The organism is Stenotrophomonas sp. NA06056, from assembly GCF_013364355.1.
Lineage (GTDB): Bacteria > Pseudomonadota > Gammaproteobacteria > Xanthomonadales > Xanthomonadaceae > Stenotrophomonas.
On sequence record NZ_CP054931.1, the window covers coordinates 445,183 to 467,576 of the forward strand.

21 protein-coding genes are annotated in these 22,394 nt (G+C 66.3%); 15 read left to right on the forward strand and 6 right to left on the reverse strand.

Translation table 11 applies throughout. The annotated features are described in order from the left end of the window. The first annotated feature begins 177 nt into the window (after window positions 1-177). The 5 genes from mdoH to hemC all read left to right on the forward strand — a co-directional run bounded on the left by mdoH (window position 178) and on the right by hemC (window position 6,056). Window positions 178-2,103 carry a glucans biosynthesis glucosyltransferase MdoH gene (mdoH, locus tag HUT07_RS01990; protein ID WP_176019506.1) on the forward strand — a complete coding sequence of 642 codons (1,926 nt, stop codon included), beginning with the start codon at window positions 178-180 and terminating at the stop codon, window positions 2,101-2,103. 50 nt (window positions 2,104-2,153) lie between these two features. Further along, window positions 2,154-2,813 (forward strand): alpha/beta hydrolase, encoded by a 660-nt coding sequence (locus tag HUT07_RS01995; RefSeq protein ID WP_176019507.1) that lies wholly within the window; start codon window positions 2,154-2,156, stop codon window positions 2,811-2,813. 30 nt (window positions 2,814-2,843) lie between these two features. Beyond that, window positions 2,844-3,860 (forward strand): sensor histidine kinase, encoded by a 1,017-nt coding sequence (locus HUT07_RS02000; RefSeq protein WP_176022459.1) that lies wholly within the window; start codon window positions 2,844-2,846, stop codon window positions 3,858-3,860. A 10-nt stretch (window positions 3,861-3,870) separates the two neighbouring features. After that, the gene (locus HUT07_RS02005) at window positions 3,871-4,602 is read left to right on the forward strand and encodes a LytTR family DNA-binding domain-containing protein (RefSeq protein ID WP_176019508.1); all 732 of its coding nucleotides are present in this window, start codon (window positions 3,871-3,873) and stop codon (window positions 4,600-4,602) included. A 542-nt stretch (window positions 4,603-5,144) separates the two neighbouring features. After that, window positions 5,145-6,056 carry a hydroxymethylbilane synthase gene (gene hemC / locus HUT07_RS02010; RefSeq protein ID WP_176019509.1) on the forward strand — a complete coding sequence of 304 codons (912 nt, stop codon included), beginning with the start codon at window positions 5,145-5,147 and terminating at the stop codon, window positions 6,054-6,056. Window positions 6,057-6,176: 120 nt separating this feature from the next. Here the strand turns inward: hemC and HUT07_RS02015 are convergent, their stop codons facing one another. After that, window positions 6,177-6,953, reverse strand: coding sequence for a DUF481 domain-containing protein (locus HUT07_RS02015; protein ID WP_176019510.1), 777 nt, complete (start codon window positions 6,951-6,953; stop codon window positions 6,177-6,179). 107 nt (window positions 6,954-7,060) lie between these two features. Beyond that, window positions 7,061-7,663: a hypothetical protein gene (locus HUT07_RS02020; RefSeq protein WP_176019511.1), complete on the reverse strand. Its 603-nt coding sequence runs from the start codon at window positions 7,661-7,663 to the stop codon at window positions 7,061-7,063. A gap of 81 nt (window positions 7,664-7,744) precedes the next feature. Between HUT07_RS02020 and HUT07_RS02025 the strand changes: the two genes are divergently transcribed. Next, window positions 7,745-8,716, forward strand: a complete 972-nt coding sequence (locus HUT07_RS02025) for a YafY family protein (RefSeq protein WP_176019512.1) — start codon at window positions 7,745-7,747, stop codon at window positions 8,714-8,716. A gap of 26 nt (window positions 8,717-8,742) precedes the next feature. Next, window positions 8,743-9,537 (forward strand): MetQ/NlpA family ABC transporter substrate-binding protein, encoded by a 795-nt coding sequence (locus HUT07_RS02030; protein ID WP_176019513.1) that lies wholly within the window; start codon window positions 8,743-8,745, stop codon window positions 9,535-9,537. 139 nt (window positions 9,538-9,676) lie between these two features. Here HUT07_RS02030 and glpK read toward each other — a convergent pair whose 3' ends face one another. The 3 genes from glpK to HUT07_RS02045 all read right to left on the reverse strand — a co-directional run bounded on the left by glpK (window position 9,677) and on the right by HUT07_RS02045 (window position 13,449). Beyond that, window positions 9,677-11,176 (reverse strand): glycerol kinase GlpK, encoded by a 1,500-nt coding sequence (gene glpK / locus HUT07_RS02035; protein WP_176019514.1) that lies wholly within the window; start codon window positions 11,174-11,176, stop codon window positions 9,677-9,679. Window positions 11,177-11,229: 53 nt separating this feature from the next. Next, window positions 11,230-12,714, reverse strand: coding sequence for a glycerol-3-phosphate dehydrogenase (gene glpD / locus HUT07_RS02040; RefSeq protein ID WP_176019515.1), 1,485 nt, complete (start codon window positions 12,712-12,714; stop codon window positions 11,230-11,232). A gap of 102 nt (window positions 12,715-12,816) precedes the next feature. Next, window positions 12,817-13,449: an OmpW family outer membrane protein gene (locus HUT07_RS02045; RefSeq protein ID WP_176019516.1), complete on the reverse strand. Its 633-nt coding sequence runs from the start codon at window positions 13,447-13,449 to the stop codon at window positions 12,817-12,819. 186 nt (window positions 13,450-13,635) lie between these two features. Between HUT07_RS02045 and HUT07_RS02050 the strand changes: the two genes are divergently transcribed. The 3 genes from HUT07_RS02050 (at window position 13,636) to lpdA (ending at window position 17,960) form a co-directional block, all read left to right on the forward strand. After that, the gene (locus HUT07_RS02050; RefSeq protein ID WP_176019517.1) at window positions 13,636-14,205 is read left to right on the forward strand and encodes a DNA-deoxyinosine glycosylase; all 570 of its coding nucleotides are present in this window, start codon (window positions 13,636-13,638) and stop codon (window positions 14,203-14,205) included. Between the two features lie 113 nt (window positions 14,206-14,318). Further along, a complete protein-coding gene (aceF, locus tag HUT07_RS02055; RefSeq protein ID WP_176019518.1) occupies window positions 14,319-16,043 on the forward strand; it encodes a dihydrolipoyllysine-residue acetyltransferase in 1,725 nt (574 codons plus the stop codon). A 108-nt stretch (window positions 16,044-16,151) separates the two neighbouring features. Next, window positions 16,152-17,960, forward strand: coding sequence for a dihydrolipoyl dehydrogenase (gene lpdA / locus HUT07_RS02060; RefSeq protein ID WP_176019519.1), 1,809 nt, complete (start codon window positions 16,152-16,154; stop codon window positions 17,958-17,960). A 455-nt stretch (window positions 17,961-18,415) separates the two neighbouring features. Here lpdA and HUT07_RS02065 read toward each other — a convergent pair whose 3' ends face one another. After that, window positions 18,416-19,234: a hypothetical protein gene (locus HUT07_RS02065; RefSeq protein WP_089237057.1), complete on the reverse strand. Its 819-nt coding sequence runs from the start codon at window positions 19,232-19,234 to the stop codon at window positions 18,416-18,418. 497 nt (window positions 19,235-19,731) lie between these two features. On the opposite strand from HUT07_RS02065, the gene HUT07_RS02070 reads away from it, so the two are divergent. The 5 genes from HUT07_RS02070 to HUT07_RS02090 all read left to right on the forward strand — a co-directional run bounded on the left by HUT07_RS02070 (window position 19,732) and on the right by HUT07_RS02090 (window position 22,366). Continuing rightward, window positions 19,732-20,064, forward strand: a complete 333-nt coding sequence (locus HUT07_RS02070; protein ID WP_032952006.1) for a hypothetical protein — start codon at window positions 19,732-19,734, stop codon at window positions 20,062-20,064. A 31-nt stretch (window positions 20,065-20,095) separates the two neighbouring features. Next, a complete protein-coding gene (gene atpB, locus HUT07_RS02075; protein WP_176019520.1) occupies window positions 20,096-20,884 on the forward strand; it encodes a F0F1 ATP synthase subunit A in 789 nt (262 codons plus the stop codon). A 64-nt stretch (window positions 20,885-20,948) separates the two neighbouring features. Then, window positions 20,949-21,251 carry a F0F1 ATP synthase subunit C gene (atpE, locus tag HUT07_RS02080; protein WP_089237053.1) on the forward strand — a complete coding sequence of 101 codons (303 nt, stop codon included), beginning with the start codon at window positions 20,949-20,951 and terminating at the stop codon, window positions 21,249-21,251. A gap of 114 nt (window positions 21,252-21,365) precedes the next feature. Beyond that, window positions 21,366-21,836 (forward strand): F0F1 ATP synthase subunit B, encoded by a 471-nt coding sequence (locus HUT07_RS02085; protein ID WP_025877365.1) that lies wholly within the window; start codon window positions 21,366-21,368, stop codon window positions 21,834-21,836. Between the two features lie 2 nt (window positions 21,837-21,838). Further along, a complete protein-coding gene (locus HUT07_RS02090; RefSeq protein ID WP_089237051.1) occupies window positions 21,839-22,366 on the forward strand; it encodes a F0F1 ATP synthase subunit delta in 528 nt (175 codons plus the stop codon). Window positions 22,367-22,394 lie beyond the last annotated feature (28 nt).

Genomic DNA, 22,394 nt, shown 5'->3' on the forward strand with positions numbered 1-22,394 from the left:
TTTCGATTCCGCCCCGTTGGAGATCGTGTGGGTTCCGGTAGTGACAGACATCGACTGCGCGGCATGACGCCGTGGCAGACAGGACAAGTGCGGACGCCGGGAATGCGTGCCAGGAACCTTGGTGCATGCAGCCCGGCCGGGACGGCCGGTCCTGCGGCCTGCAGGGAGTAGGCGGCCATGGGGAGTGAAACCATCGACGCGGAACCGGTCACGGCCGGTCCCGACGCGGGCTGGGCCCTGCTGCCGGCCGAATCACCGCTGGTGATGCCAGAACAGACATTGCGCGAAGGCGCGTTGAAAGTCCGGCGCCATCGCACCTCGCCGCGCATGATCGGGCTGCGCCGCCTGTACATCCTCGGCGGTACGGTGGCGATGACCGCCGTGGCGACGCGGATGATGTGGCGGGTGCTGTCCGGTAACGGCATCAGCGTGCTCGAGGCCTGCCTGCTGGTGCTGTTCGTCGGCCTGTTCGCCTGGATCGCGCTGTCCTTCGCCAGTGCGGTGGCTGGGTTCCTGACGGCCGTGTTCGACCGTGGCTACCGCCTGGGCATCGATCCGGACAAGCCGCTGCCGACCGTGCACAGCCGCACCGCGCTGCTGATGCCCACCTACAACGAAGACCCGCGCCGGCTGCTGGCCGGCCTGCGCGCGATCTACGAATCGGTGGCGGCCACCGGCCAGCTGCAGCGTTTCGACTTCTTCGTGCTCAGTGATACCCGCCGCGAGGACATCGCGCGTGCAGAGGAGCAGGTGTTCGCCGAACTGCGCGAGTTGGTGCCCGATGGTCAGGCGCGACTGTTCTATCGCCGCCGTGGCGACAACAGCGCGCGCAAGGCCGGCAACATCGCCGACTGGGTACGCCGCTTCGGCGGTGCCTACCCGCAGATGCTGATCCTGGATGCCGACAGTCTGATGACCGGCGACAGCATCGTGCGCCTGGTGGCCGGCATGGAGCACAACGCCGACGTCGGCCTGATCCAGACCCTGCCGTCGGTCATTGGCGGCCGCACCCTGTTCTCGCGCATGCAGCAGTTTGGCGGGCGCGTGTACGGTCCGGTGATCGCCCGTGGCGTGGCCTGGTGGCACGGTGCCGAAAGCAATTACTGGGGGCACAACGCGATCATCCGCACCCGTGCCTTCGCCGACCACGCTGGCCTGCCGGAGCTGCCGGGACGCAAGCCGTTCGGCGGCCACGTGCTCAGCCATGATTTCGTGGAAGCCGCGTTGATGCGCCGTGGAGGCTGGGCTGCGCACATGGTGCCCTACCTGGGTGGCAGCTATGAAGAAGGTCCGCCGACGCTGACCGACCTGCTGGTGCGCGATCGCCGCTGGTGCCAGGGCAACCTGCAACACGGCAAGGTGGTGGGCAGCCGTGGCCTGCACTGGATCAGCCGCGTGCACATGCTGATCGGCATCGGTCATTACTTCACCGCACCGATGTGGGCCATGCTGATGCTGATCGGCATCGCCATCCCGCTGTTCCAGGAAGGCATTGATTTCAATGCGCTGCTGCACCTGTCGCCCAGCGTGTACTGGCGCGCGCAGGATGAAGAACAGGTGGTGCGCCTGTTCGCCGCCACCATGGCGGTGCTGCTGATGCCCAAGGTGCTGGGTTACCTGGCAATGCTGCTCGACCCGGTCGAGCGCCGTGGCTGCGGTGGCGCGATCCGGGCGTTCCTGTCGATGCTGGTGGAAACCGTGCTGGCCGCGCTGATGGCGCCGGTGGTGATGTACGTGCAGTCGCGCGGCGTGGCCGAAGTGCTGTCCGGCCGTGACTCGGGCTGGGACGCACAGCAGCGCGACGACGGTGGCATTTCCTGGATGGCGCTGCTGCGCGGTTACGGCGGCCTGGGCGTGTTTGGTGCCTTCATGGGCGTGCTGGCGTGGGCGGTGTCGCCGTCGTTGGCCGCCTGGATGGCGCCGGTGGTGATCGGCATGGTGCTGGCGGTGCCGGTGGTGGCATTGACCTCGCTGCGCGGACCGGGTGCCTTCCTGCATCGCCTTGGTCTGCTCGACATCCCTGAAGAGAACATCCCGCCGCCGGTGCTGGTGCGCGCCGCACAGCTGCGCCGGGAAGCGGCCGAGCAACCGCCGCTGTACTGATCGCACCGCGCCAACGGCATAATGCGGCTCGAACGTACAGGAGCCGCAACATGCTGCAAACGGTGGAACAGGAAACCGGCGCCTCGCCGCAGTGGTCGGTGATCTGGCTGCACGGCCTGGGGGCCGACGGCCATGATTTCGCGCCGATCGTGCCCGAGCTGGTGCGTCCGCACTGGCCGGCGCTGCGCTTCGTGTTCCCGCACGCACCGGTGCGGCCGATCACGATCAACAACGGCGTACCGATGCGCGGCTGGTACGACATCGTCGGCATGGACTTCCGCTCGCGCGCCGATATGACCGGCGTGCAGGAGTCGGTAGCGCAGCTGGATGCCCTGATCGCCCGTGAGATCGAACGCGGTGTCGCCGCCGATCACATCTTCCTGGCTGGCTTTTCGCAGGGTGGAGCGGTGATCCTCAGTGCCGCGCTGGCGCGTACTGCACCGTTGGCTGGCCTGATTGCGCTGTCGACCTACCTGCCGGATGCCGAAAGCGCGTCCCGCGTCGATGGCGCGGTGGACGTGCCGGTGTTCATGGCCCACGGCAGCAGCGACCCGGTGATTCCGCAGGCAGTGGCTGCGCACAGCGCCGAGAAGCTGCGCACGCTGGGGCTGCACGTGCAGTGGCACAGCTACCCGATGGCCCACCAGGTCTGCGCCGAGGAAATCGACGCGTTGGGCGACTGGTTGCAGGCACGCTTGGGCGCCGTCTGAGCCATGGTCGCGAGCCCCGCCGCCCCGTGGATGCCGGAACTGTGCCGCCTGCCGCGGCTGGCGGCGATGCTTGGCCTGGCCGAACTGGTGGTGGTGGTGCTGGCGCTGGCACCCGATGGCAGCCGCCATTGGACGATGGCTGAACTGGCCTCGGCCAGCGGTTTCGCGCTGTGGCTGGCACTGGCGGTCACCGCCAGCCTGTGCCTGCTGCGGCAGGCGTTGTCGAAGCTGCCGGAAATGCTGGGTGCCGTCGCAGCGGTCGGTCTGGCGGCGCTGATCGCCATCCTGTGCGCGGGTATCATCCATGCCCTGTATGCCGTGCTGGGGGACAACTTCGCGCACGGCATCGGCTTCTGGCGCTTCACCCTGGGTAGTGCGGCCACCACAGCGCTGATCACCGCGCTGGCACTGCGCTACTTCTATGTCAGTGATCGCTGGGCGGCGCAGGTACAGGCCAATGCCCGTGCGCAGGCGGACGCCCTGCAGGCACGCATCCGCCCGCACTTCCTGTTCAACAGCATGAACCTGATCGCCAGCCTGCTGCATCGGGACCCGGCGGTGGCCGAGCGTGCCGTGCTCGACCTGTCCGATCTGTTCCGCGCCGCACTGGGCGCGGGCGAGGGCGATTCGACGCTGCGCGATGAGTGCGAGCTGGCCGAGCGCTACCTGTCGATTGAATCACTGCGCCTGGGCGACCGCCTGCGGGTGCACTGGCAGCGCGACGAACCGCTGCCCTGGGAGCTGCCGATGCCACGGCTGGTGCTGCAGCCCTTGGTGGAAAACGCGGTGCTGCATGGCATCTCGCGCCTGCCCGAGGGCGGCACCATCGAGCTGCATCTGGCCTGCGTGGGCAGCGAGTTGCAGATCCGTGTGCGCAATCCTGCCCCGGATCCGCAGGTGCCCGGTCTGGCCCTGGCGCAGGGCGCGGGCCATGCCCAGCACAGCATCGGCCATCGCCTGACCTGGCGCTTTGGCCGTGCCGCGCGGATGACGGCTGGCTGGAGCGAGGGCTACTATGCCTGCCAGGTGACAGTGCCGATCCAGTGAGGGGACGATCGTGAGGGTAGTCATCGCCGATGACGAACCGCTGGCGCGCGAGCGCCTGCGCAGCCTGCTGGCCGCGCAGGAAGGGGTGGACGTGGTTGCCGAGGCCGGCAACGGCGAGCAGGCCCTGCACGCCTGCGCCGAACTGCAACCGGATCTGGTCCTGCTGGATATCGCCATGCCCGGGCTGGATGGCCTGGAAGCGGCCCGCCACCTGGCCAGCTTCGAGCCACGCCCGGCGGTGGTGTTCTGCACGGCCTACGACGCGCATGCACTGTCGGCCTTCGAAGCGGCAGCCATCGATTACCTGATGAAGCCGGTGCGTGCCGAGCGGTTGGCGGCGGCGATCGCACGCGCACGCACGTTCCTGGCCGGCCGCGACGGCCAGCCGCAGGACCACCGCGGGCAGCAGGCCCGCAGCATGCTGTGCGCGCGCCTGCGCGGCAGCCTGCGCCTGATTCCGCTGGACGACATCCATTACCTGCAGGCCGAAGAGAAGTACGTGGTGGTGCATCACGCACGCGGAGAAGACCTGATCGAGGAGTCGCTGAAGTCGCTGGAAGAAGAGTTCGCCAGCCGCTTCATCCGCATCCATCGCAACTGCCTGGTGGCACGCCATGAGCTGGTGGAGCTGCGTCGTGGCACGGGCGGCCAGGTGCAGGCGATGCTGCGGCATGGCAAGCAGCCGCTGGAAGTGAGTCGGCGCTGCGTGGCGACGCTGAAGCAGGAATTGCGGCATCTGTGAGGTTTCCGCGCGGCCTGCGGCCGCGACTGCTTGCGAGCAACAGCAACAGCAACAGCAACAGCGGGTTGGTCGGCTCTGTATTGCTGCGCGCATGGCGCAACGGTGTGGACATGCAGGGGACGCCGTGAACCCATCCATGGGGGCTTGGTCGCCGCATCCATGCGGCTTACACCCCTGCATGTCCACACCGTTCCGCCTTCGACAGATTTCAGCGTCGGACAGCAAAGGCATTGGTGTTATCGGAGGGGTAGAGAAATGTAGAGCCGAGCCACGCTCGGCTCCGAGCGAAGCGACCCGCTTCTGCTCTTTTCTTTTGATCTTCCGTGGCTGACGCACACGGAAACTGTCAGAGGCCGGGCGGGGTGGGTGCGCGGGGGTGTCCGCGGCATGGATGCCGCGGCCAAGCCCCCAGGGATGGGTTTACGGCGTCCCCCGCGCACCCACCCCGCCCGGCCAAGCACAGCAGTTGCTTGCACGACCACACCAGCCACGAGGGGCTCCGCCGTTGGCCGTATCCAGCCGATAGGCGCGATAATGCCCGGATGGAAACCGTCCGCATCGCCACCCGCAAGAGCCCGCTCGCCCTCTGGCAGAGCGAACACGTCGCCGACCGCCTGCGCCAGGCACATCCCGATCTGCATGTGGAACTGGTGCCGATGAGCACCCGCGGCGATGAAGTGCTGGATCGCTCGCTGGCGGCCATCGGCGGCAAGGGCCTGTTCCTGAAGGAACTGGAACTGGCCATGCTGCGCGGTGAGGCGGACTGCGCGGTGCATTCGCTGAAGGACGTACCGATGGAGCTGGACGAACCCTTCGCGCTGCCGGCGATGCTCACCCGCCACGACCCGGCAGATGGCTTCGTCTCCAATCTGTATGCCTCGCTGGATGCGCTGCCGATCGGTGCGCGCGTCGGTACCTCGTCACTGCGTCGCCAGGCCCAGCTGCGCGCGCTGCGCCCGGACCTGGAACTGCTGGACCTGCGCGGCAACGTCAATACCCGCTTGGCCAAGCTCGACAACGGTGGCTACGACGCCATCGTGCTGGCGGTGGCTGGTCTTGAGCGTTTGGGCCTCGGGGGCCGTATTGTCGCCCGCCTGCAGCCGCCACAGTGGTTGCCGGCGCCGGCGCAGGGTGCGGTGGCGGTGGAGTGCGATGGCGGCAACGCCGCGCTGATGGCGCTGTTCGCAGGCCTGGATGACGCCGCCACGCGTGCCTGCGTGGAGGCGGAGCGGGCGATGAACCGCGCGCTGCACGGCAGCTGCCACGTGCCGGTGGCGGCGATCGCGCAGTGGCAGGGACAGGATCTGCATCTGCAGGGCCTGGTCGGCAGCGCCAGTGACGGCCGCGCGGTGCGTGCCGACGCCGTGGGTCCGGCCAGCGACCCGGAAGCGCTGGGCCAGCGCGTGGCGAAGATGCTGCTGGATGCGGGTGCCGGTGAGCTGTTGAACGTCTGAGCCCTGGCGAGGTAGTGCCGGCCGCTGGCCGGCAACCTCATCATCCCGATTGAATGCAGTTGCCGGCCAGCGGCCGGCACTACCGGAAAAGAGAAACGGGCGCCTTGGCGCCCGTTCTGCTTATTTGAACTTGTAGACCACGTTCATCGTGGTCAGCGTATCGGTCTTGCGCTTGTCCTCGGCGACGTCGCTGTTGTAACGCGCCTGCCAGCCTGCCTTCAGCGCAAGGTGCTCGTTCATGCTCACCGAGACGCCGAAATCGTTCTGGCCGAAGGTGTTGTACGAACCCGATTCGACCAGCAGGGTGTTGATCAGGTCGGTGTTGTCGGTCAGCGAGTACTTCAGGTCGAACAGGCCACGACCGATCATGCCGGTACGGGTGCGGTCGTCCTCGGTGCTGTGGGTGCGGCGCACACCCGGGCCGATCTGCGCGTCGAACGAGAAGCGCTCGGTGTTCCACAGCCGGGTGCCATAACCCAGACCGAACGAGCTCTGCCGGTCATAGGTGGCGAAGTCGTCGCGTTCGGTACGTACCGTCGCGGTCAGCTGGCGGTGCTCGCCCAGCTGCAACGCGCTGCCGGCGCTGCCGGTGTAGCGGTTGGCGGTGGTGTTGTTGCGGCGGGTGGTGGTGCCGTCGTCGTTGGTCTCGGTTACCTTGGAGCTGGAGCGCAGGCCGAACAGGTCCATGCTGTGCACCCAGTCGCCGTCGGTGTAGCGCAGGCGCAGACGGCCGTTGAAACTCTCGGTGCTGCTGTTGCCGCGTGCCGACGCGAAGCCGAGCTCGCCGCCACTGCCACTCCACGGCGAGGACATCGCCGCCAGTTCGGAGGCATCCTGTGCGTACGCGAGCGGCGCGCACAGCAGCAGGGGGATCAGCAGGGACACGCGCAGGGACATCGGGGCTTCTCCGAAGCGGTTGACAGCCGGTGATGATACTGGAAGCGTGATGACCGTCTGAATCGCCCGCCCCGCCTGCTTCAGCAGAGGTTGCCGGTGAGCCCCATTCAGGGCAGATCGATCTGCAGCGCCGGATCGTTGAAGCGCGAGTAGCGCAGCCGCAGCTGGAAGGGTTTGCCGTTGTTGTGGCCACTGCGCACGATCTGCCGCGGCAAGCCCTGCGCATCCACCCAGTACTCCAGGCGTTCGCCGGCCGTGGCGCCACGCAGGCGGTAATGGCGCGTGCTGACCCCATCCAGCGCCTGCTCGCCCAGATCTTCGGCCTGCAGGGCCTGTGCGGGGATATCGGCAGGCAGCGGGCTGCGCCATTGCTCCAGCAGGCCCGGCGGGGTCGGTACCTGGCGGATCGCATCGTCGGCCTGCAGGAACATGGTGTCGCCGATGATCACCTGCGGCCCGGCAGGGGTCTGGACCCGGAAGCGATCCGGGGCAACGAAATCCATTGCGGTACGCACCGGCTGCTGCGCGCCCAGCACCTCCAGCTCGGCATGGAAGCTGCGCAGGGCGGCAAACCGCTGGCTGACCGACAGCACCGCCTGTGCCGGATCGGCAGCGGGGACGGGCGTTGCAGCAGCGGTGGGCGCCGGTGCGCGGTCGCAGGCGGCCAGCAGCAGGCAGGCCAGCAGGGGCAGGACAGACAACCGGTGCATCAGGCGCTCCGCAGGGCAGGGGGCGCCCACGATAGCCCAATCGTCCGCCACAACGCCCGAGACTCGGACATAATCAGGGGCATGGACCGATACGAACGCATCACCGCCCTGCATCGTCTGCTCAAGTCCGCACGCTATCCGGTGACGGTGGCGACCCTGCAGGACAAGCTCGGTTGCTCCCGGGCCACCGTCTACCGCGACCTGGCGTTCCTGCGCGATGCGCTGATGGCGCCGATCGAGGGCGATGGCGAGGCCGGCTTCCGCTACCTGGCCGACGAGAGCGACCGCTTCGAGCTGCCCGGCCTGTGGCTGAGCTCGGAGGAGCTGCACGCACTGCTGGCCTCGCAGCACCTGCTGGCCCGTACCGGCGGCGGCGTGCTGTCTTCGGTGCTGGCGCCGCTGCAGCAGCGCATCGAGAGCCTGCTGGCTGCCCAGGCAGGTGTTTCCAGCTGGCCGGTGGACCGGGTGCGGGTGATTCCGCACCGTGGCCGCAAGTTCGATGAAGCCAGCTTCCGCTCGGTCGCCTCGGCAGTGCTGGAGCGAAAGCAGCTGGGCTTTGAATACCGTGCCCGCTCGACCGATGAAGCGACCAAGCGCACCGTATCGCCGCAGCGGCTGACCCATTACCGCGACAACTGGTATCTGGACGGCTGGGACCATGACCGCGAGGCCCTGCGCAGCTTTGCGGTGGACCGCATCTACAAGGCGCGGGTGATCGACAGTACCGCCCGCGATGTCGCCGACAGTGAGCTGGACGAACAGCTGGGCGCCAGTTACGGCATCTTCTCCGGTGCGCCAAAGGGCTGGGCAACCATCCTGTTCAGTGCCAAGGCCGCGCGCTGGGTGGCCGATGAGCACTGGCACTCCAAGCAGCAGGGCCGCTTCCTTCCTGATGGCCGCTACGAACTGAAAGTGCCTTACAGCGTGTCGCGCGAACTGTTGATGGACGTGTTGCACTACGGGTCCGATGCCGAGATCGTCGAGCCGATGATGCTGCGCGAGCAGGCCAAGGCATTGCTGGAACTGGCCCTGACCAACTACGAAAAATCCTGACACCTCCCCCGAGATCGATTGCGCCCATGAAGAAGACCCTGTTGCTGCCCCTGTTCGCCGCTGCGCTGGCCCTGACCGCCTGCGGCAAGTCCGGCGAGCCTTCGCAGAAGCTGGTGGTGGCCGCCACCGCCGTGCCGCACGCCGAGATCCTGGAAGTGGTCAAGCCGATCCTCAAGCAGGAAGGCGTGGAGCTGGACGTGCGCGTGTTCAACGACTACGTGCAGCCCAACGACCAGCTGGTGCAGAAGCAGGTGGATGCCAACTACTTCCAGACCGAGCCGTACCTGGACGCCTACAACCGCGACCGCAAGACCGACCTGACCAAGGTCATCGGCGTGCACATCGAGCCCTTCGGTGCGTACTCGCGCAAGATCAAGTCGCTGGCTGAGCTGCGTGAAGGGGCCGATGTGGTGATCCCCAACGACCCGAGCAACAACAGCCGCGCACTGATCCTGCTGCACAAGGCCGGTGTGATCGAGCTGAAGGACCCGACCAATGCGTTGGCAACGCAGCGCGACATCGTCTCCAACCCGAAGAACCTGAAGTTCCGCGAGCTGGATTCGGCGATGCTGCCGCGCGTGCTGGACCAGGTTGATCTGGCCCTGATCAACACCAACTATGCGCTGGATGCCGGCCTCAACCCGACCAAGGACGCGCTGGCGATCGAGAGCAAGGACTCGCCGTACGTGAACTTCCTGGTCGCTCGCCCGGACAACAAGGACGACGCCCGCGTGCAGAAGCTGGCCAAGGCGCTGACCAGCCCGCAGGTGAAGACCTTCATCGAGACCAAGTACAAGGGCGCTGTGCTGCCGGCGTTCTGACTGCGGCTGATCTGTTGATTTGAAGGGTAGATGTCGACCTTGGTCGACACTGCCCTTCCTGAAGAGCCGGGCCCACGCTCGGCTCTGCTGTTTTCGGCATTCCACCAACGGCAGCCGAGCATGGCTCGGCTCTACAATGTCAATCGACGTGGAAGGCGAGGGTGGCGGCCACGGCCTGCTGCCACCCTGCGTACAGCTTCTCGCGCCTGGCGACCGCCATCTGCGGTTCGAAGCGTCGATCCAGCCCCCACTGTGCCGCGATCTGCTCGCGGCTTTCCCAGAAGCCGACCGCCAGCCCGGCCAGGTAGGCGGCCCCCAGCGCGGTGGTCTCGGTCAGCCGCGGTCGCAGCAGCGGTACGCCGAGGATGTCGGCCTGGAAGCCGGCGAGGAAGTCGTTGCCGATCGCACCGCCATCGGCGCGCAGTTCACTGAGCGATATGCCCGCATCGGACTGCATTGCATCCAGTACGTCGCGGGTCTGGTAGGCCATCGCCTCCAGCGCTGCGCGCACGAAGTGCGCCTTGCGGGTGCCACGGGTCAGGCCGAACATCGCGCCGCGTACGTCGCTGCGCCAGTACGGTGCCCCCAGGCCGACGAAGGCCGGCACCAGATACACGCCCGCGCTGTCCGGCACCTGTGCGGCCAAGGCCTGGCTGTCGCCGGCACGATCGATCATGCGCAGGCCATCGCGCAGCCACTGCACCACCGAGCCGGCGACGAAGATCGACCCTTCCAGCGCATATTCCACCTTTCCCTCCAGGCCCCACGCAATGGTGGTCAGCAGGCCATTGCGCGAACGTACGGCCTGCGTGCCGGTGTGCATCAGCATGAAGCAGCCGGTGCCATAGGTGTTCTTGACCATGCCCGGCTGGAAGCAGGCCTGGCCGAACAGCGCAGCCTGCTGGTCACCGGCGATGCCGGCGATCGGGATCGGGTGGTCGAAGAAGAACTGCGGGCGCGTGTGCGCATACACCGAACTGGAATCACGCACCTGCGGCAGCATCGCACGGGGGATGTCCAGCAGTGCCAGCAGGTCGTCGTCCCAGTCCAGGGTATGGATGTTGAACAGCAACGTGCGCGCGGCGTTGCTGTAGTCGGTCACGTGCGCCTGACCGCCGCTGAGATTCCACACCAGCCAGCTGTCGATGGTGCCGAACAGCAGTTCGCCACGTTCGGCGCGCTGCTGCGCGCCTTCGACGTGATCGAGGATCCAGCGGATCTTGGTGGCCGAGAAGTAGGCGTCGATCAGCAGGCCGGTGCGCTCGCGGATCAGCGCTTCGTGGCCGCCGGACTTCAGCCGCTCGCAGATCGCCTGGCTCTGCCGCGACTGCCAGACGATGGCGTTGTGGATGGGTTGTCCGCTGTTGCGGTCCCAGACCACCGTGGTTTCGCGCTGGTTGGTGATGCCCAGCGCCGCGATGTGGCGGGGATCGATCTGTTCGCGGCTGAGCAGCTCGGTGATCGTGGCGTAGACGCTGGTCAGGATCTCGCGCGGGTCATGCTCGACCCAGCCCGGCTGTGGAAACACCTGGGTGAACTCGCGCTGCGCGCTGCCGACGATGTCGCCAGCGCGATCGAACAGAATCGCGCGCGAACTGGTGGTTCCCTGGTCGATGGCCAGCACGTAACGGGGCGTCATGCAGCATCTCCGGTGACGATGTTGAAAGCGTAATGCATCGGCGGTGCCAGGCATTACCGGCAATGTGAATCCATCCACGCCTGCAGCCGCGCTGCTTGTGACGCATCCATCTGCAGCCCCAGCTTGCTCCGTCGCCACAGTACATCCTCGGCGGTGCGGGCCCACTCGTGGTCGCACAGGTACGCCAGCTCGCGTGCGTGCAGGCCCGCGCCAAAGTCCTCGCCCAGATCGAGCAGGGTGTTCGCTCCGCGCAGCAGATCGACGCTGCGGCTGCCATAGGCACTTGCCCAGCGTCGCCGTGTGACTTCCGGCAACCAGGGGGCCTGCTGCTGCAATTGCTGACGTGCCTGCCCGGCATCGCCCCAGTCGCCGCCAGGCAGCGGGGCACCTGTCGCCGTCCAGGCTGGGCCTGCGTGGGGCAGGTGGGGGCGCAGCAGGTCCAGTGCTTCCTCGGCCAGCACACGGTACGTGGTCAGCTTGCCGCCGAGCACGTGCAGCGCAGGCGCACCTTCGGCGTCCAGGTGCAGGCGATAGTCACGGCTCAGTTTTGCCGCGCGCGGGTCCGGGTTGGCCAGCAACGGGCGCACGCCGGCAAACTGCCAGACCACCTCGGTGGCTGAGATCGGATCGCGCAGGTAGCCGTTGGCCGCGCTGCACAGGTAGTCCACTTCCGAGGGCAGCACCGTGCAGCGTGCGGGATCGCCGCGATAGTCGGTGTCGGTGGTGCCGATGAGCAGATGGTCGTGGAAGGGCAGCAGGAACACCACGCGGCCATCAGGCTGCTGCAGCAGGCAGGCCCTGTCGTGCGGCCAGGGGCGGCGCAGCACGATGTGGCTGCCCTGCACCAGGCGCAGCGCAGGTCCGCCGCTGCGGGCGTGCATGCGCTCCAGCAGGCCGCCAGCCCACGGGCCTGCGGCGTTGGCCACCGCCTGTGCCTGCACGATCTGCTGATGGCCGGAAGTGTTTTCCAGCACCACGCGCCAGCGCCCGTGCTCGCGCCGCAGGTCCACGCAGCGCGTGCTGGTCAGGATGCGAGCACCGCGTTGCGCAGCGTCGAACGCATTGAGGATGACCAGCCGCGCATCGTCCACCTGTGCATCGGCGTAGCTGAAGGCCTGCTGCAGCTGTGGCGACAGCAGCGCGCCGAGCGGATCGTCGCGCAGATCCACACCGCGCGAGGCGGGGAAGGCGGGGCTGCGGCTACCCAGATGGTCGTACAGCCAGAGCCCGAGGCGCAGCATCCAGCGCGGGCGCAGGTGCGGTTGCCACGGGAGCACGAAGCACAGTGGCCGCACCAGGAACGGCGCCTGCCGGCGCACCACTTCGCGTTCGCCCAGGGCCTTGCGCACAAGGCTGAACTCGCTCTGCTCCAGATAGCGCAGGCCGCCATGGATCAGCTTGCTGCTGGCGCTGGACGTATGTGCTGCCAGGTCGTGCTGTTCGCACAGCAGCACCTTCAGGCCACGGCCACTGGCATCACGGGCGATCCCGGCACCGTTGATGCCACCGCCGATCACCAGCAGGTCGACCTCGTCCATCGCGCCTCCGCATCTTGTTTGTCGACTCTACCTAATGCGGGTGACGGAAACGAAGACGGGCCCCGAAGGGCCCGTCGCGGTAGAACAGTGACGCAGAAGCGCTTAGAAGCGGGCGCCGATGCCGAAGCCGACTGTCCAGGGATCCATCTTCGCTTCGCCGATCGTCTCGCCGCCGACCTTCACGTCCGGACGCGAGCGCATGTAGCGGGCATCGGCACGGGCGAACCAGGTCGAGTTGATGTTCATGTCCACACCGACGGTGCCGATCACGCCCTTGGCATCCTTCAGGCGGATGTCGGAGTCGCTGCCGTCAGCCAGCTTTTCGCCGCTGAAGCTGGACTGGTAATAGCCCACGCCCACGAACGGGCGGAACACGTTGTCGGCCTGGCCGAAGTGGTACTGGCCGCTCAGTGCGACGGGCTGCTGCTCGACGCTGCCGAGGCGGGCATTGCCCGGGCCCTTCACCTTGTGGTCGAACTTGTCTGCAGCGCCCCACAGTTCAACGGCCCAGTTGTCGTTGATGTAGTAGCTGAAGCTGACGGTCGGCGCCGGGCCGCCATCGACCTTCTTGATGCCGTCGATCGGGTCATTCTTCGGCTGCAGCAGCGAGACGCCGCCAACCACGGCAAAATGCTTGCCCGAGGCGGTGTCGGTGCTGCTGTCCTGCGCGAAGGCAGCCGGTGCGAACGCGGCGGAGGTCAGCAGGGCGAGGCTCAGGATACGGATGGAGCGCATGGGGGAATCTCCTAATGTTTCTTGTTTTGGGCCCCCGGTTGCGGGGCGAGCACACCGTAGTCGCCCCAACATGAATCGAATCCGACGCGCGTTAAAAATTGGTTCGCACTGTTCAGCGAGCAGCGCGAAACGCTTGTTTTCATGTGGTTTCTGCCATTCCGGAATATTCATGCAGTTGGAGAAGATGTGAGCGCCGCAACGTTGTGCATCGGCTTGCCTGCGCAGGTGAACACGGATTGCCGGGTGTTGCTGCTGGGTTCAATGCCCGGTATTGCTTCATTGCAGGCACAGCATTACTACGCGCACCCGCGCAATCGCTTCTGGCCATTGCTCGGCGATCTGTGCGGCTTCGATCCATCGTTGCCGTATGAGCAGCGCCTGCAGGCACTGGCCGCCAATGGTGTCGGCCTATGGGATGTGATCGGCCGTTGCGAGCGGCGTGGCAGCCTGGATGCGGACATCGTGCGTGGCACGGAAGTGGCCAATGCACTTTCCGCACTGATCGCCACGTTGCCTGACCTGCAGCTGATCGGCTGCAATGGTGGCGCAGCGATGCAGGCCTTCCAGCGTTGGGTGCGGCCGCAGCTGGCCAGTCCACCAACGGTGCTGTCGCTGCCGTCCACCAGCCCCGCGAACGCAGCGTGGTCCTTGCCGCGGCTGCGCCAGGCCTGGCAGCCGGTGGCCGTCGCACTGGCGACATCAAGCGGACATCGACGGGACAATACGCTACCGACTGGAAGCGCCGGCGAGCCATGAGCAACAGCGTGTCCCGGCTGCGTGCGTACTGAAAACACCTGTAACGGTTGGCGCTGGCTCCCGCTGGCCGCACAATAGACGTTTCCCTACACCAGATTGCCGGAGTTCTCCCCATGGCCGAAATCAAGGAAGCACGTGTCCCCGATATCGGTGACTACAGCGATATCCCGGTAATCGAGGTGCTTGTTGCCGTCGGCGATACGGTGAAGAAGGACCAGGGCCTGGTCACGCTGGAAAGCGATAAAGCGACCATGGAGGTGCCGTCCTCGGTGGCCGGCGTGGTCAAGGAAATCAAGGTCAAGCTGGGCGACAGCCTGTCCGAGGGCAAGGTCGTGGCACTGATCGAAGTGGCTGACGGCGAGGCTGCCCAGCCGGTCGCTGCGCCGGCGCCGGCCAAGGCCGCTGCTCCGGCCGCTGCCACCCAGGCGGCTCCCGCTCCGGCCGCTGCCGCCCAGGCCGCCCCCGCTGCCAGCGGTGGCGCGGTTGAAGCGCTGGTGCCGGATATCGGCGATTACAGCGGCATTCCGGTCATCGAAGTGCTGGTCGCCGTGGGCGATACGGTGAAGAAGGACCAGGGCCTGGTCACGCTGGAAAGCGACAAGGCCACCATGGAAGTGCCGTCGTCGGTCGCCGGCGTGGTCAAGGAGATCAAGGTCAAGGTCGGCGACAATCTGTCGCAGGGCAACGTGGTCGCCATCATCGAAGCCGAAGGCGCTGCCGCCCCGGCCCCGGCCCCGGCCAAGGCTGCCGCTGCGGCTGCCCCGGCCGCCGCCGAGACGGCCACCAAGGTCGAGCCGGTCGCCGTGCCGGCGCAGCCGGACAAACTGGCTGCCCGCGAGATCGCCAGCGCCCCCTCGGCCGGCGCGCCGAGCAGCCCGCCGGTGCAGTTCAATGCCGATGGCGTGCTGCCGGCCAAGGTGCCCTACGCATCGCCGGTGGTCCGCGTGTTCGCCCGTGAGCTGGGTGTCGACCTGCTGCAGGTCAGCGGTACCGAGAAGGGCGGCCGCATCAGCAAGGCCGACGTGCAGAAGTTCGTCAAGGCCGCGCTCAGCGGCGGCGCTCCGGCGGCTGCCGGTGGCACCGTGGCCGCCGGCGGTGGCCTCAACCTGCTGCCGTGGCCGAAGGTCGACTTCAGCAAGTTCGGCGATGTTGAAGTGCAGCCGCTGTCGCGCATCAAGAAGATCTCCGGTGCGAACCTGGCCCGCAACTGGGCGATGATCCCGCATGTCACCCAGTTCGAGCAGGCTGACATCACCGATCTGGAAGGCTTGCGCGTTGCCCTGAACAAGGAGAACGAGAAGGCCGGCATCAAGCTGACCATGCTCTCCTTCCTGATCAAGGCCAGCGCTGCGGCGCTGAAGCAGTTCCCCGAGTTCAACGCTTCGCTGGATGCCAGCGGCGAGAACCTGACCCTGAAGAAGTACTTCAACATCGGTTTCGCGGCCGATACCCCGAACGGCCTGGTCGTTCCGGTCATCCGCGATGTCGACAAGAAGGGCGTGGTGCAGATCGCGCAGGAAACCGGCGAGCTGGCCAAGAAGGCGCGCGACGGCAAGCTGGGCCCTGCCGACATGAGCGGCGGCTGCTTCTCGATCAGCTCGCTGGGCGGCATCGGCGGCACCGCGTTCACCCCGATCGTCAATGCACCGGAAGTGGCCATCCTGGGCGTGTCCAAGTCCTCCATCCAGCCGGTCTGGAATGGCAAGGAATTCGCGCCGAAGCTGATGCTGCCGCTGTCGCTGAGCTACGACCACCGCGTCATCGACGGCGCTCTGGCCGCACGCTTCACCACGTACCTGTCGCAGGTACTGGCCGACATGCGCCGCGTGCTGCTGTAAGGCACCGCTTCGCCCCCCACCGTGCGGCCGCTGCCCCTGGCGCGGCCGCCTGTCGAAACGCAGTGACAGCCCATCGGCCACGCCGGTCGGGCACGAGGAAAACCCACCATGGCCACGATTGAAGTCAAGGTTCCCGACATCGGCGATTACAGCGATGTGCCGGTGATCGAAGTGTTGGTCGCCGTCGGCGACACGGTGAAGAAGGATCAGGGTCTGGTGACCCTGGAGTCGGACAAGGCCACTCTGGAAGTGCCGTCCTCGGCTGCCGGCGTGGTCAAGGAAATCAAGGTCAAGCTGGGCGACACCCTGTCCGAGGGTGCCGTGGTCGTGGTGCTGGACGCTGAAGGCGCCGCCGAAGCCCCGGCCAAGGCCGCTGCGCCGGCTCCGGCAGCAGCTGCTCCGTCCAGCAAGCCGCCGGTGACCCCGTCGCACCGCGCCCCGGCCGAACCGGCCGCACCGAAGCCGGCGTTGTCCAGCGGCAAGCCGGCCGACATCGAATGCGAAATGGTCGTGCTGGGCTCGGGCCCGGGCGGCTACACCGCCGCCTTCCGCGCCGCCGACGTCGGCCTGGACACCGTGCTGGTCGAGCGTTACGCCAGCCTCGGCGGCGTCTGCCTCAACGTGGGCTGCATTCCGTCCAAGGCACTGCTGCATGCCGCAGCGGTGATCGACGAAGTCGCCCACGCCGGTGATTTCGGCGTCGAGTTCGGCAAGCCGACCATCACCCTGGACAAGCTGCGCCAGTACAAGGAAAAGGTCGTCAACCAGCTGACCAAGGGCCTGGCCGGCATGGCCAAGCAGCGCAAGGTCCGCAACGTGCAGGGCGTGGGCAGGTTCGTTTCGGCCAACGAGCTGGAAATCACCGCCGCTGACGGCAGCACCCAGCTGCTGCGCTTCCAGAAGTGCATCATCGCCGCCGGTTCGCAGGCGGTGAAGCTGCCGAACTTCCCGTGGGACGACAAGCGCGTGATGGATTCCACCGACGCGCTGGAACTGGCCGAAGTGCCGGCTTCGCTGCTGGTCGTCGGCGGCGGCATCATCGGCCTGGAAATGGCCACCGTGTATGGCGCGCTGGGCAGCAAGGTCACCGTGGTCGAGTTCATGGACCAGCTGATGCCGGGCGCCGACAAGGACCTGGTCAAGCCGCTGGCCGACCGCCTGAAGAAGCAGGGCATCGAGGTCCATCTGAAGACCAAGGCCTCCGGCGTCACCGCCGATGCCAAGGGCATCACCGTGACCTTCGAAGCCGCCGAGGAAGGCCAGGCGCCCGCATTGGCGCAGGGCACCTTCGACCGCGTGCTGGTGGCCGTGGGCCGCTCGCCGAACGGCAAGAAGATCGATGCCGAAAAGGCCGGCGTGCAGGTCACCGATCGCGGCTTCATTCCGGTCGACCGGCAGATGCGCACCAACGTGCCGCACATCTTTGCCATCGGCGATATCGTCGGCAACCCGATGCTGGCCCACAAGGCCACGCATGAGGGCAAGCTGGCGGCCGAAGTGGCTGCCGGCCACAAGAAGGAGTGGGTGGCCCGCGTGATTCCGTCGGTGGCCTACACCAACCCGGAAATCGCCTGGGTCGGTGTCACCGAGACCGAAGCCAAGGCCAAGGGCCTGAAGGTCGGCGTGGCCAAGTTCCCGTGGGCCGCCAGCGGCCGCGCGATCGGCATCGGCCGTACCGAGGGCTTCACCAAGCTGATCTTCGACGAAGAGACCCACCGCATCATCGGTGGCGCCATCGTTGGCGTGCACGCCGGTGACCTGCTGGCCGAGATCGGCCTGGCGATCGAGATGGGTGCGGAAGCCGAAGACATCGGCCACACCATCCATGCCCACCCGACGCTGAGCGAATCGGTGGCGATGGCCTCGGAAATCTACGACGGCACGATCACCGATCTGTACATGCCGAAGAAGAAATAAGGCGCCTGCGCCTTTGCGAACGAGAAGCCCCGGCCTCTGCCGGGGTTTTTTGTTGGGCGTCGATCAATCTCATTGCGGGCGGTGGGGCCGCTGCACGGGCGGCAGGCATTTCGACAAATGTCCCCCGTCGCCCGCCTGTGGCGGTCGCCTCCTCCTTTACTTTGTCCAAACGCCTGCCACCCGCGCAGCGGCTCGGCTTGCGGAAGGTAGAGCAGCAGCCACTACAAAGGCAGCGTGGATGCCTGGCACGCGGAGGCAGAGGGGGCTGGGTGCGAAGTAAAGGAGGAGGTGACGGCCGCAGGCCGGCGCCGGGGGACATTCGCACCCAGCCCCCTCTCCCTCCAGCGCTCGACCATCCTGCTCTTGCCCCTGTACGGAGCAACAGCAGCACAAAAAACGCGGCCCCGATGTTCCGGAGGCCGCGCCAGGAGAGAGGCTGTGGAAGGGGATAGGGCTTAGAAGGTGACGCTGATACCGGCCACCGGGCCCTTGAATTCCTGCTTCAGGCCGATGGTGCCGTCGCTGCCCTTCTTGTCCGCGTCCAGCTTGAACCAGTCGTAGCCGGCGAACACGCCAAAGTTGTCGGTGAAACGGTAATCGACGATCGCGTTGGCGCGGCTGAGGTCACCCTTGTAGTCGTCGAAGCTGCCCCAGCGCGTGTTGAGGTACTGGCCCTGCAGGGTGATCATCCACTTTTCGGACGGGGTGAAGCTCAGGCGTGCACCGACCACCGGCGCCACACCGTCGGTCTTCTCGTCCAGGAACTGGCCTTCATACACAGTGCCCAGATCGGCGTAGCCCTTGGTGCTGACCTTGGCGTATTCGGCACCCAGCTGCAGGCCCAGATCGAACTTCTCGGTATCCACCACCGAGTAGTCATACACCAGGCTGGCCACCTGGTACTTCAGCTCTGCCTTGACGAAGCTGTCGGCCGGCACGTTGACGTTGCCGAAGGAGATATCCTGGCCCAGCGTCTCGCGGCGGTCCTTGTCGTACTTGAAGTAGTTGAACAGCAGTCGCTGGCGGTTGCTGATGCGGAACATGCCGTCGATGCGCGGCTCCCATTCCTTGCCACCCAGCTTGAAGTCCTCGGAGAAGCCGATGTCCTGGCCGGCGACATTGGTATTGCCGCGCAGGGTGTTGTCCGAGTCGATGTTCATCGCACCCAGGCGCAGGGCGAAGCGGTCATCGCCTTCGGCGGCATGGGCAGCGGAGGCGAACGACGCGCCGGCGGCGAGAAGCGAGAGGGCGAGCAGGGTGGGGACGGAGCGCATCGAAAGAGTCCTTGCAGTGGTTCATCGGAATGAAGGCCACTTTGCCGGACGTCGCTGTCCACCATCCGTGAACGTATGGTCCACGCGGTGTGGACGGTTCAGCGCCGTCAGCGCCCTGCGAAAAAGATGGCCCCGGAGCGGCGCTTCGGGGCCATCATGGGGACCTGCACGCGGAGCGTCGACGAGGTAGCTGCAGGCAGGTCGCAGGATCGGACCCATGCCGTCGGCGGAAAGTTCCATCGCCTGCGACCAAAGTTCAATGCGTTGCGTCGCAACATCGCGCAGATGTCATTGTCCCCGTGGTGGGCTGCAAAACCGCAGCCCTTACCGCAACTTGCGCTGTTCCGATATGAACAGGGACCGGTTGTCTCGCAAATTGTCCCATTGCTATAATTTGGCGGCTCGATGAGGCCCCCCTGCTGTAGTCGCCTCAGCCATCCACTTGTAACCACGCGGGACGTCCTGTGCTGAACTCCGTAGAAACGGGTCGGCGACTGATGCTGCGCGCCGCGGTCTACCCGCTGGCCGCAGTGGCTGTCCTGGCTCTGGCCTTCCTGCTGGTAGGGCCGAAGTATGCCCTTGGTGCCCTGGCATCCGGTGTGGCGGTTTCGGCCGGTGGTTGGGTGGCGGCACGGATGGCGCTGGGTGGTGGTGCGCTGGGGGCCGGTTCGGCCATGGCACGCCTGATCGTTGCGATCGTGGCCAAGTGGGCGCTCGTTTTTGGTGTCCTGATGGTGGGGTTCCTGGTCTTCAAGCTGCCTGCATTGGCGCTGTTGGCCGGTATCGCCGTCGGGCTGATGTTCCAGGTCCTGGCCATGGCCAGGCGCTAATCGAATTCATTTAACTTAAGGTTCCGGACACATGGCAGGCGAGGCGCTTACACCCACCTCCTACATCCAGCATCACCTGCACAATCTGACTGCAGGTCATGGCTCTCCGTGGGCAATCCACGTGGACACGCTGGTGACCTCGCTGCTGATGGGCCTGGTGATGGTCGTCGCCTTCTGGCTCGGCACCCGCAAGGCCACCTCCGGCGTGCCGGGCAAGTGGCAGGCATTCGTCGAGATCTGCCTGGAGTTCGTTGACCGCCAGGCCAAGGACACCTACCACGGCACCAGCAAGCTGGTGACCCCGATCGCGATCACGATCTTCTTCTGGATCCTCCTGATGAACCTCATCAAGATGATCCCGGCCGACTTCATCGCCAAGCCGCTCGAACTGATGGGCGTGCCGTACTGGAAGCCGGTGCCCACCGCCGACGTCAATGCCACCCTGGGCATGTCGATCAGCGTGTTCTTCCTGATGCTCTTCTTCGCGCTGCGCTCCAAGGGCTTTGGCGGTTTCGCCAAGGAATTCCTGACCGCACCGTTTGGCAAGTGGATGATGCCGTTCAACCTGATCCTGAACATCGTCGAGTGGCTGAGCAAGCCGATCTCGCTGGCGATGCGACTGTTCGGCAACATGTTCGGCGGTGAAATCGTGTTCCTGCTGATCTGGGTGCTGGGCGGTGCAGGTATCGCCGGCATGTTTGCAGGCGCGTTCGCCGGCTTCGGCTGGATGCTGTTCCACCTTCTGGTGATTCCGCTGCAGGCCTTCATCTTCATGATGCTGTCCATCGTGTACCTGAGCCTGTCGGAAGACGCTCACTGAGTTTCGCTTCACCCTTCATCCGTTTGTTTCTAAACCCTTAGCAATCAAGTTCCTGGAGAAAACCATGTACTTCGCCGTCCTGACCAATCTCGCCCAAGTTCAGAGCTCCACCGTCCTCGCCGTCGGCATCATGATCGGCCTGGCCGCGCTGGGCGCTGGCCTGGGTCTGGCCATCATGGCTGGTAAGTTCCTGGAGTCGGCCGCGCGCCAGCCGGAGCTGATCCCGGTCCTGCAGGTCCGTATGTTCATCACCGCCGGCCTGATCGACGCCGCCTTCATCATCTCGGTCGCCGTTGGCCTGCTGTTCGCCTTCGCCAACCCGATGGTCGGCGAGTTCGTCTCGCGCCTGCCGGCAATCGCTGGCTGATCCAGCGAAAGCGAAACGACCGGGCGCCGCAGGCGCCTGGTCGCGGATGAAGGTTCGGAGGCGCCGCCCGTGCGGCGGCGCATCCATCCCGTCACAACCGACTGAGCGAACCCCATGGATATCGGTTTTACCCTCATCGCCCAGGCCCTGGCCTTTGCCGCCCTGATCTGGCTCATCGCGACCAAGATCTGGCCGCCGCTGATGAACGCGATCGAAGAGCGCCAGCAGAAGATCGCTGAAGGCCTCGCTGCTGCCGACCGCAGCCAGAAAGATCTGGCCCAGGCGCAGGACAAGGTCAATGAAGCGCTGAAGGAAGCCCGCACCAAGGCCAACGAGATCATCGACCAGGCCCATGCGCGTGCCAACCAGATCGTCGACGCGGCCCGCAACGAAGCTGTTGCCGAAGCCACCCGTCAGAAGGACCTGGCCCAGGCCGAAATCGACGCCGCCGCCAATCGTGCCCGTGAAGATCTGCGCAAGCAGGTGTCCGCGCTGGCCGTGACCGGTGCCGAAAAGCTGCTCAAGCGCGAAATCGACGCCAACGCCCACAAGGCGCTGCTCGACGAGCTGGCCTCGGAGATTTAAGGATGAGCCAGGCCCTCACGCTTGCCCGCCCGTACGCCCGCGCCGCCTTCGCGACCGCGCGTGACGAAGGCGCGTTCGCGCCGTGGTCGGACGCTTTGGCGTTCTCCGCCCACGTCGCCGCCGACCCGCGCGTGGCGGCCCTGCTCGCCAACCCGGAGCTGGGTCGCGATGACGCCGTCGCCCTGCTGGCGCCGGAGTCCCGCGGCGAGACCTACTCGCGCTTCCTGGCTGTGCTTGCCGAATCGCATCGTCTGCCGCTGCTGCCGGAAATCGCTGGCATGTTCGACGCGCTGCGCGCCGAGGCCGAGCACGTGGTCAAGGCCACCGTGACCTCCGCGGCCGAGCTGTCGGTTGCCGAGCTGGACGCGATCAAGGCCGCGCTGCGCAAGCGCTTCAACCGCGAGGTCGAAGTGGCCACCGCGGTCGACGCCTCGCTGATCGGCGGCGCTGTGATCGACGCCGGCGACGTGGTCATCGATGGTTCGCTGAAGGGCAAGCTGGCCCGTCTGCAGACCGCGCTCGCTAACTGAATTCATTTAACGTCCGGCCCCGCTGCCG

Excerpts from the sequence above, each read along its gene's own strand:
- mdoH (WP_176019506.1), top strand. The coding sequence starts at position 178 with ATGGGGAGTGAAACCATCGACGCGGAACCGGTCACGGCCGGTCCCGAC.
- HUT07_RS01995 (WP_176019507.1), top strand. The coding sequence starts at position 2,154 with ATGCTGCAAACGGTGGAACAGGAAACCGGCGCCTCGCCGCAGTGGTCG.
- HUT07_RS02000 (WP_176022459.1), top strand. The coding sequence starts at position 2,844 with ATGCCGGAACTGTGCCGCCTGCCGCGGCTGGCGGCGATGCTTGGCCTG.
- hemC (WP_176019509.1), top strand. The coding sequence starts at position 5,145 with ATGGAAACCGTCCGCATCGCCACCCGCAAGAGCCCGCTCGCCCTCTGG.
- HUT07_RS02015 (WP_176019510.1), bottom strand. The coding sequence starts at position 6,953 with ATGTCCCTGCGCGTGTCCCTGCTGATCCCCCTGCTGCTGTGCGCGCCG.
- HUT07_RS02020 (WP_176019511.1), bottom strand. The coding sequence starts at position 7,663 with ATGCACCGGTTGTCTGTCCTGCCCCTGCTGGCCTGCCTGCTGCTGGCC.
- HUT07_RS02025 (WP_176019512.1), top strand. The coding sequence starts at position 7,745 with ATGGACCGATACGAACGCATCACCGCCCTGCATCGTCTGCTCAAGTCC.
- HUT07_RS02030 (WP_176019513.1), top strand. The coding sequence starts at position 8,743 with ATGAAGAAGACCCTGTTGCTGCCCCTGTTCGCCGCTGCGCTGGCCCTG.
- glpK (WP_176019514.1), bottom strand. The coding sequence starts at position 11,176 with ATGACGCCCCGTTACGTGCTGGCCATCGACCAGGGAACCACCAGTTCG.
- glpD (WP_176019515.1), bottom strand. The coding sequence starts at position 12,714 with ATGGACGAGGTCGACCTGCTGGTGATCGGCGGTGGCATCAACGGTGCC.
- HUT07_RS02045 (WP_176019516.1), bottom strand. The coding sequence starts at position 13,449 with ATGCGCTCCATCCGTATCCTGAGCCTCGCCCTGCTGACCTCCGCCGCG.
- aceF (WP_176019518.1), top strand. The coding sequence starts at position 14,319 with ATGGCCGAAATCAAGGAAGCACGTGTCCCCGATATCGGTGACTACAGC.
- lpdA (WP_176019519.1), top strand. The coding sequence starts at position 16,152 with ATGGCCACGATTGAAGTCAAGGTTCCCGACATCGGCGATTACAGCGAT.
- HUT07_RS02065 (WP_089237057.1), bottom strand. The coding sequence starts at position 19,234 with ATGCGCTCCGTCCCCACCCTGCTCGCCCTCTCGCTTCTCGCCGCCGGC.
- HUT07_RS02070 (WP_032952006.1), top strand. The coding sequence starts at position 19,732 with ATGCTGCGCGCCGCGGTCTACCCGCTGGCCGCAGTGGCTGTCCTGGCT.
- atpB (WP_176019520.1), top strand. The coding sequence starts at position 20,096 with ATGGCAGGCGAGGCGCTTACACCCACCTCCTACATCCAGCATCACCTG.
- atpE (WP_089237053.1), top strand. The coding sequence starts at position 20,949 with ATGTACTTCGCCGTCCTGACCAATCTCGCCCAAGTTCAGAGCTCCACC.
- HUT07_RS02085 (WP_025877365.1), top strand. The coding sequence starts at position 21,366 with ATGGATATCGGTTTTACCCTCATCGCCCAGGCCCTGGCCTTTGCCGCC.
- HUT07_RS02090 (WP_089237051.1), top strand. The coding sequence starts at position 21,839 with ATGAGCCAGGCCCTCACGCTTGCCCGCCCGTACGCCCGCGCCGCCTTC.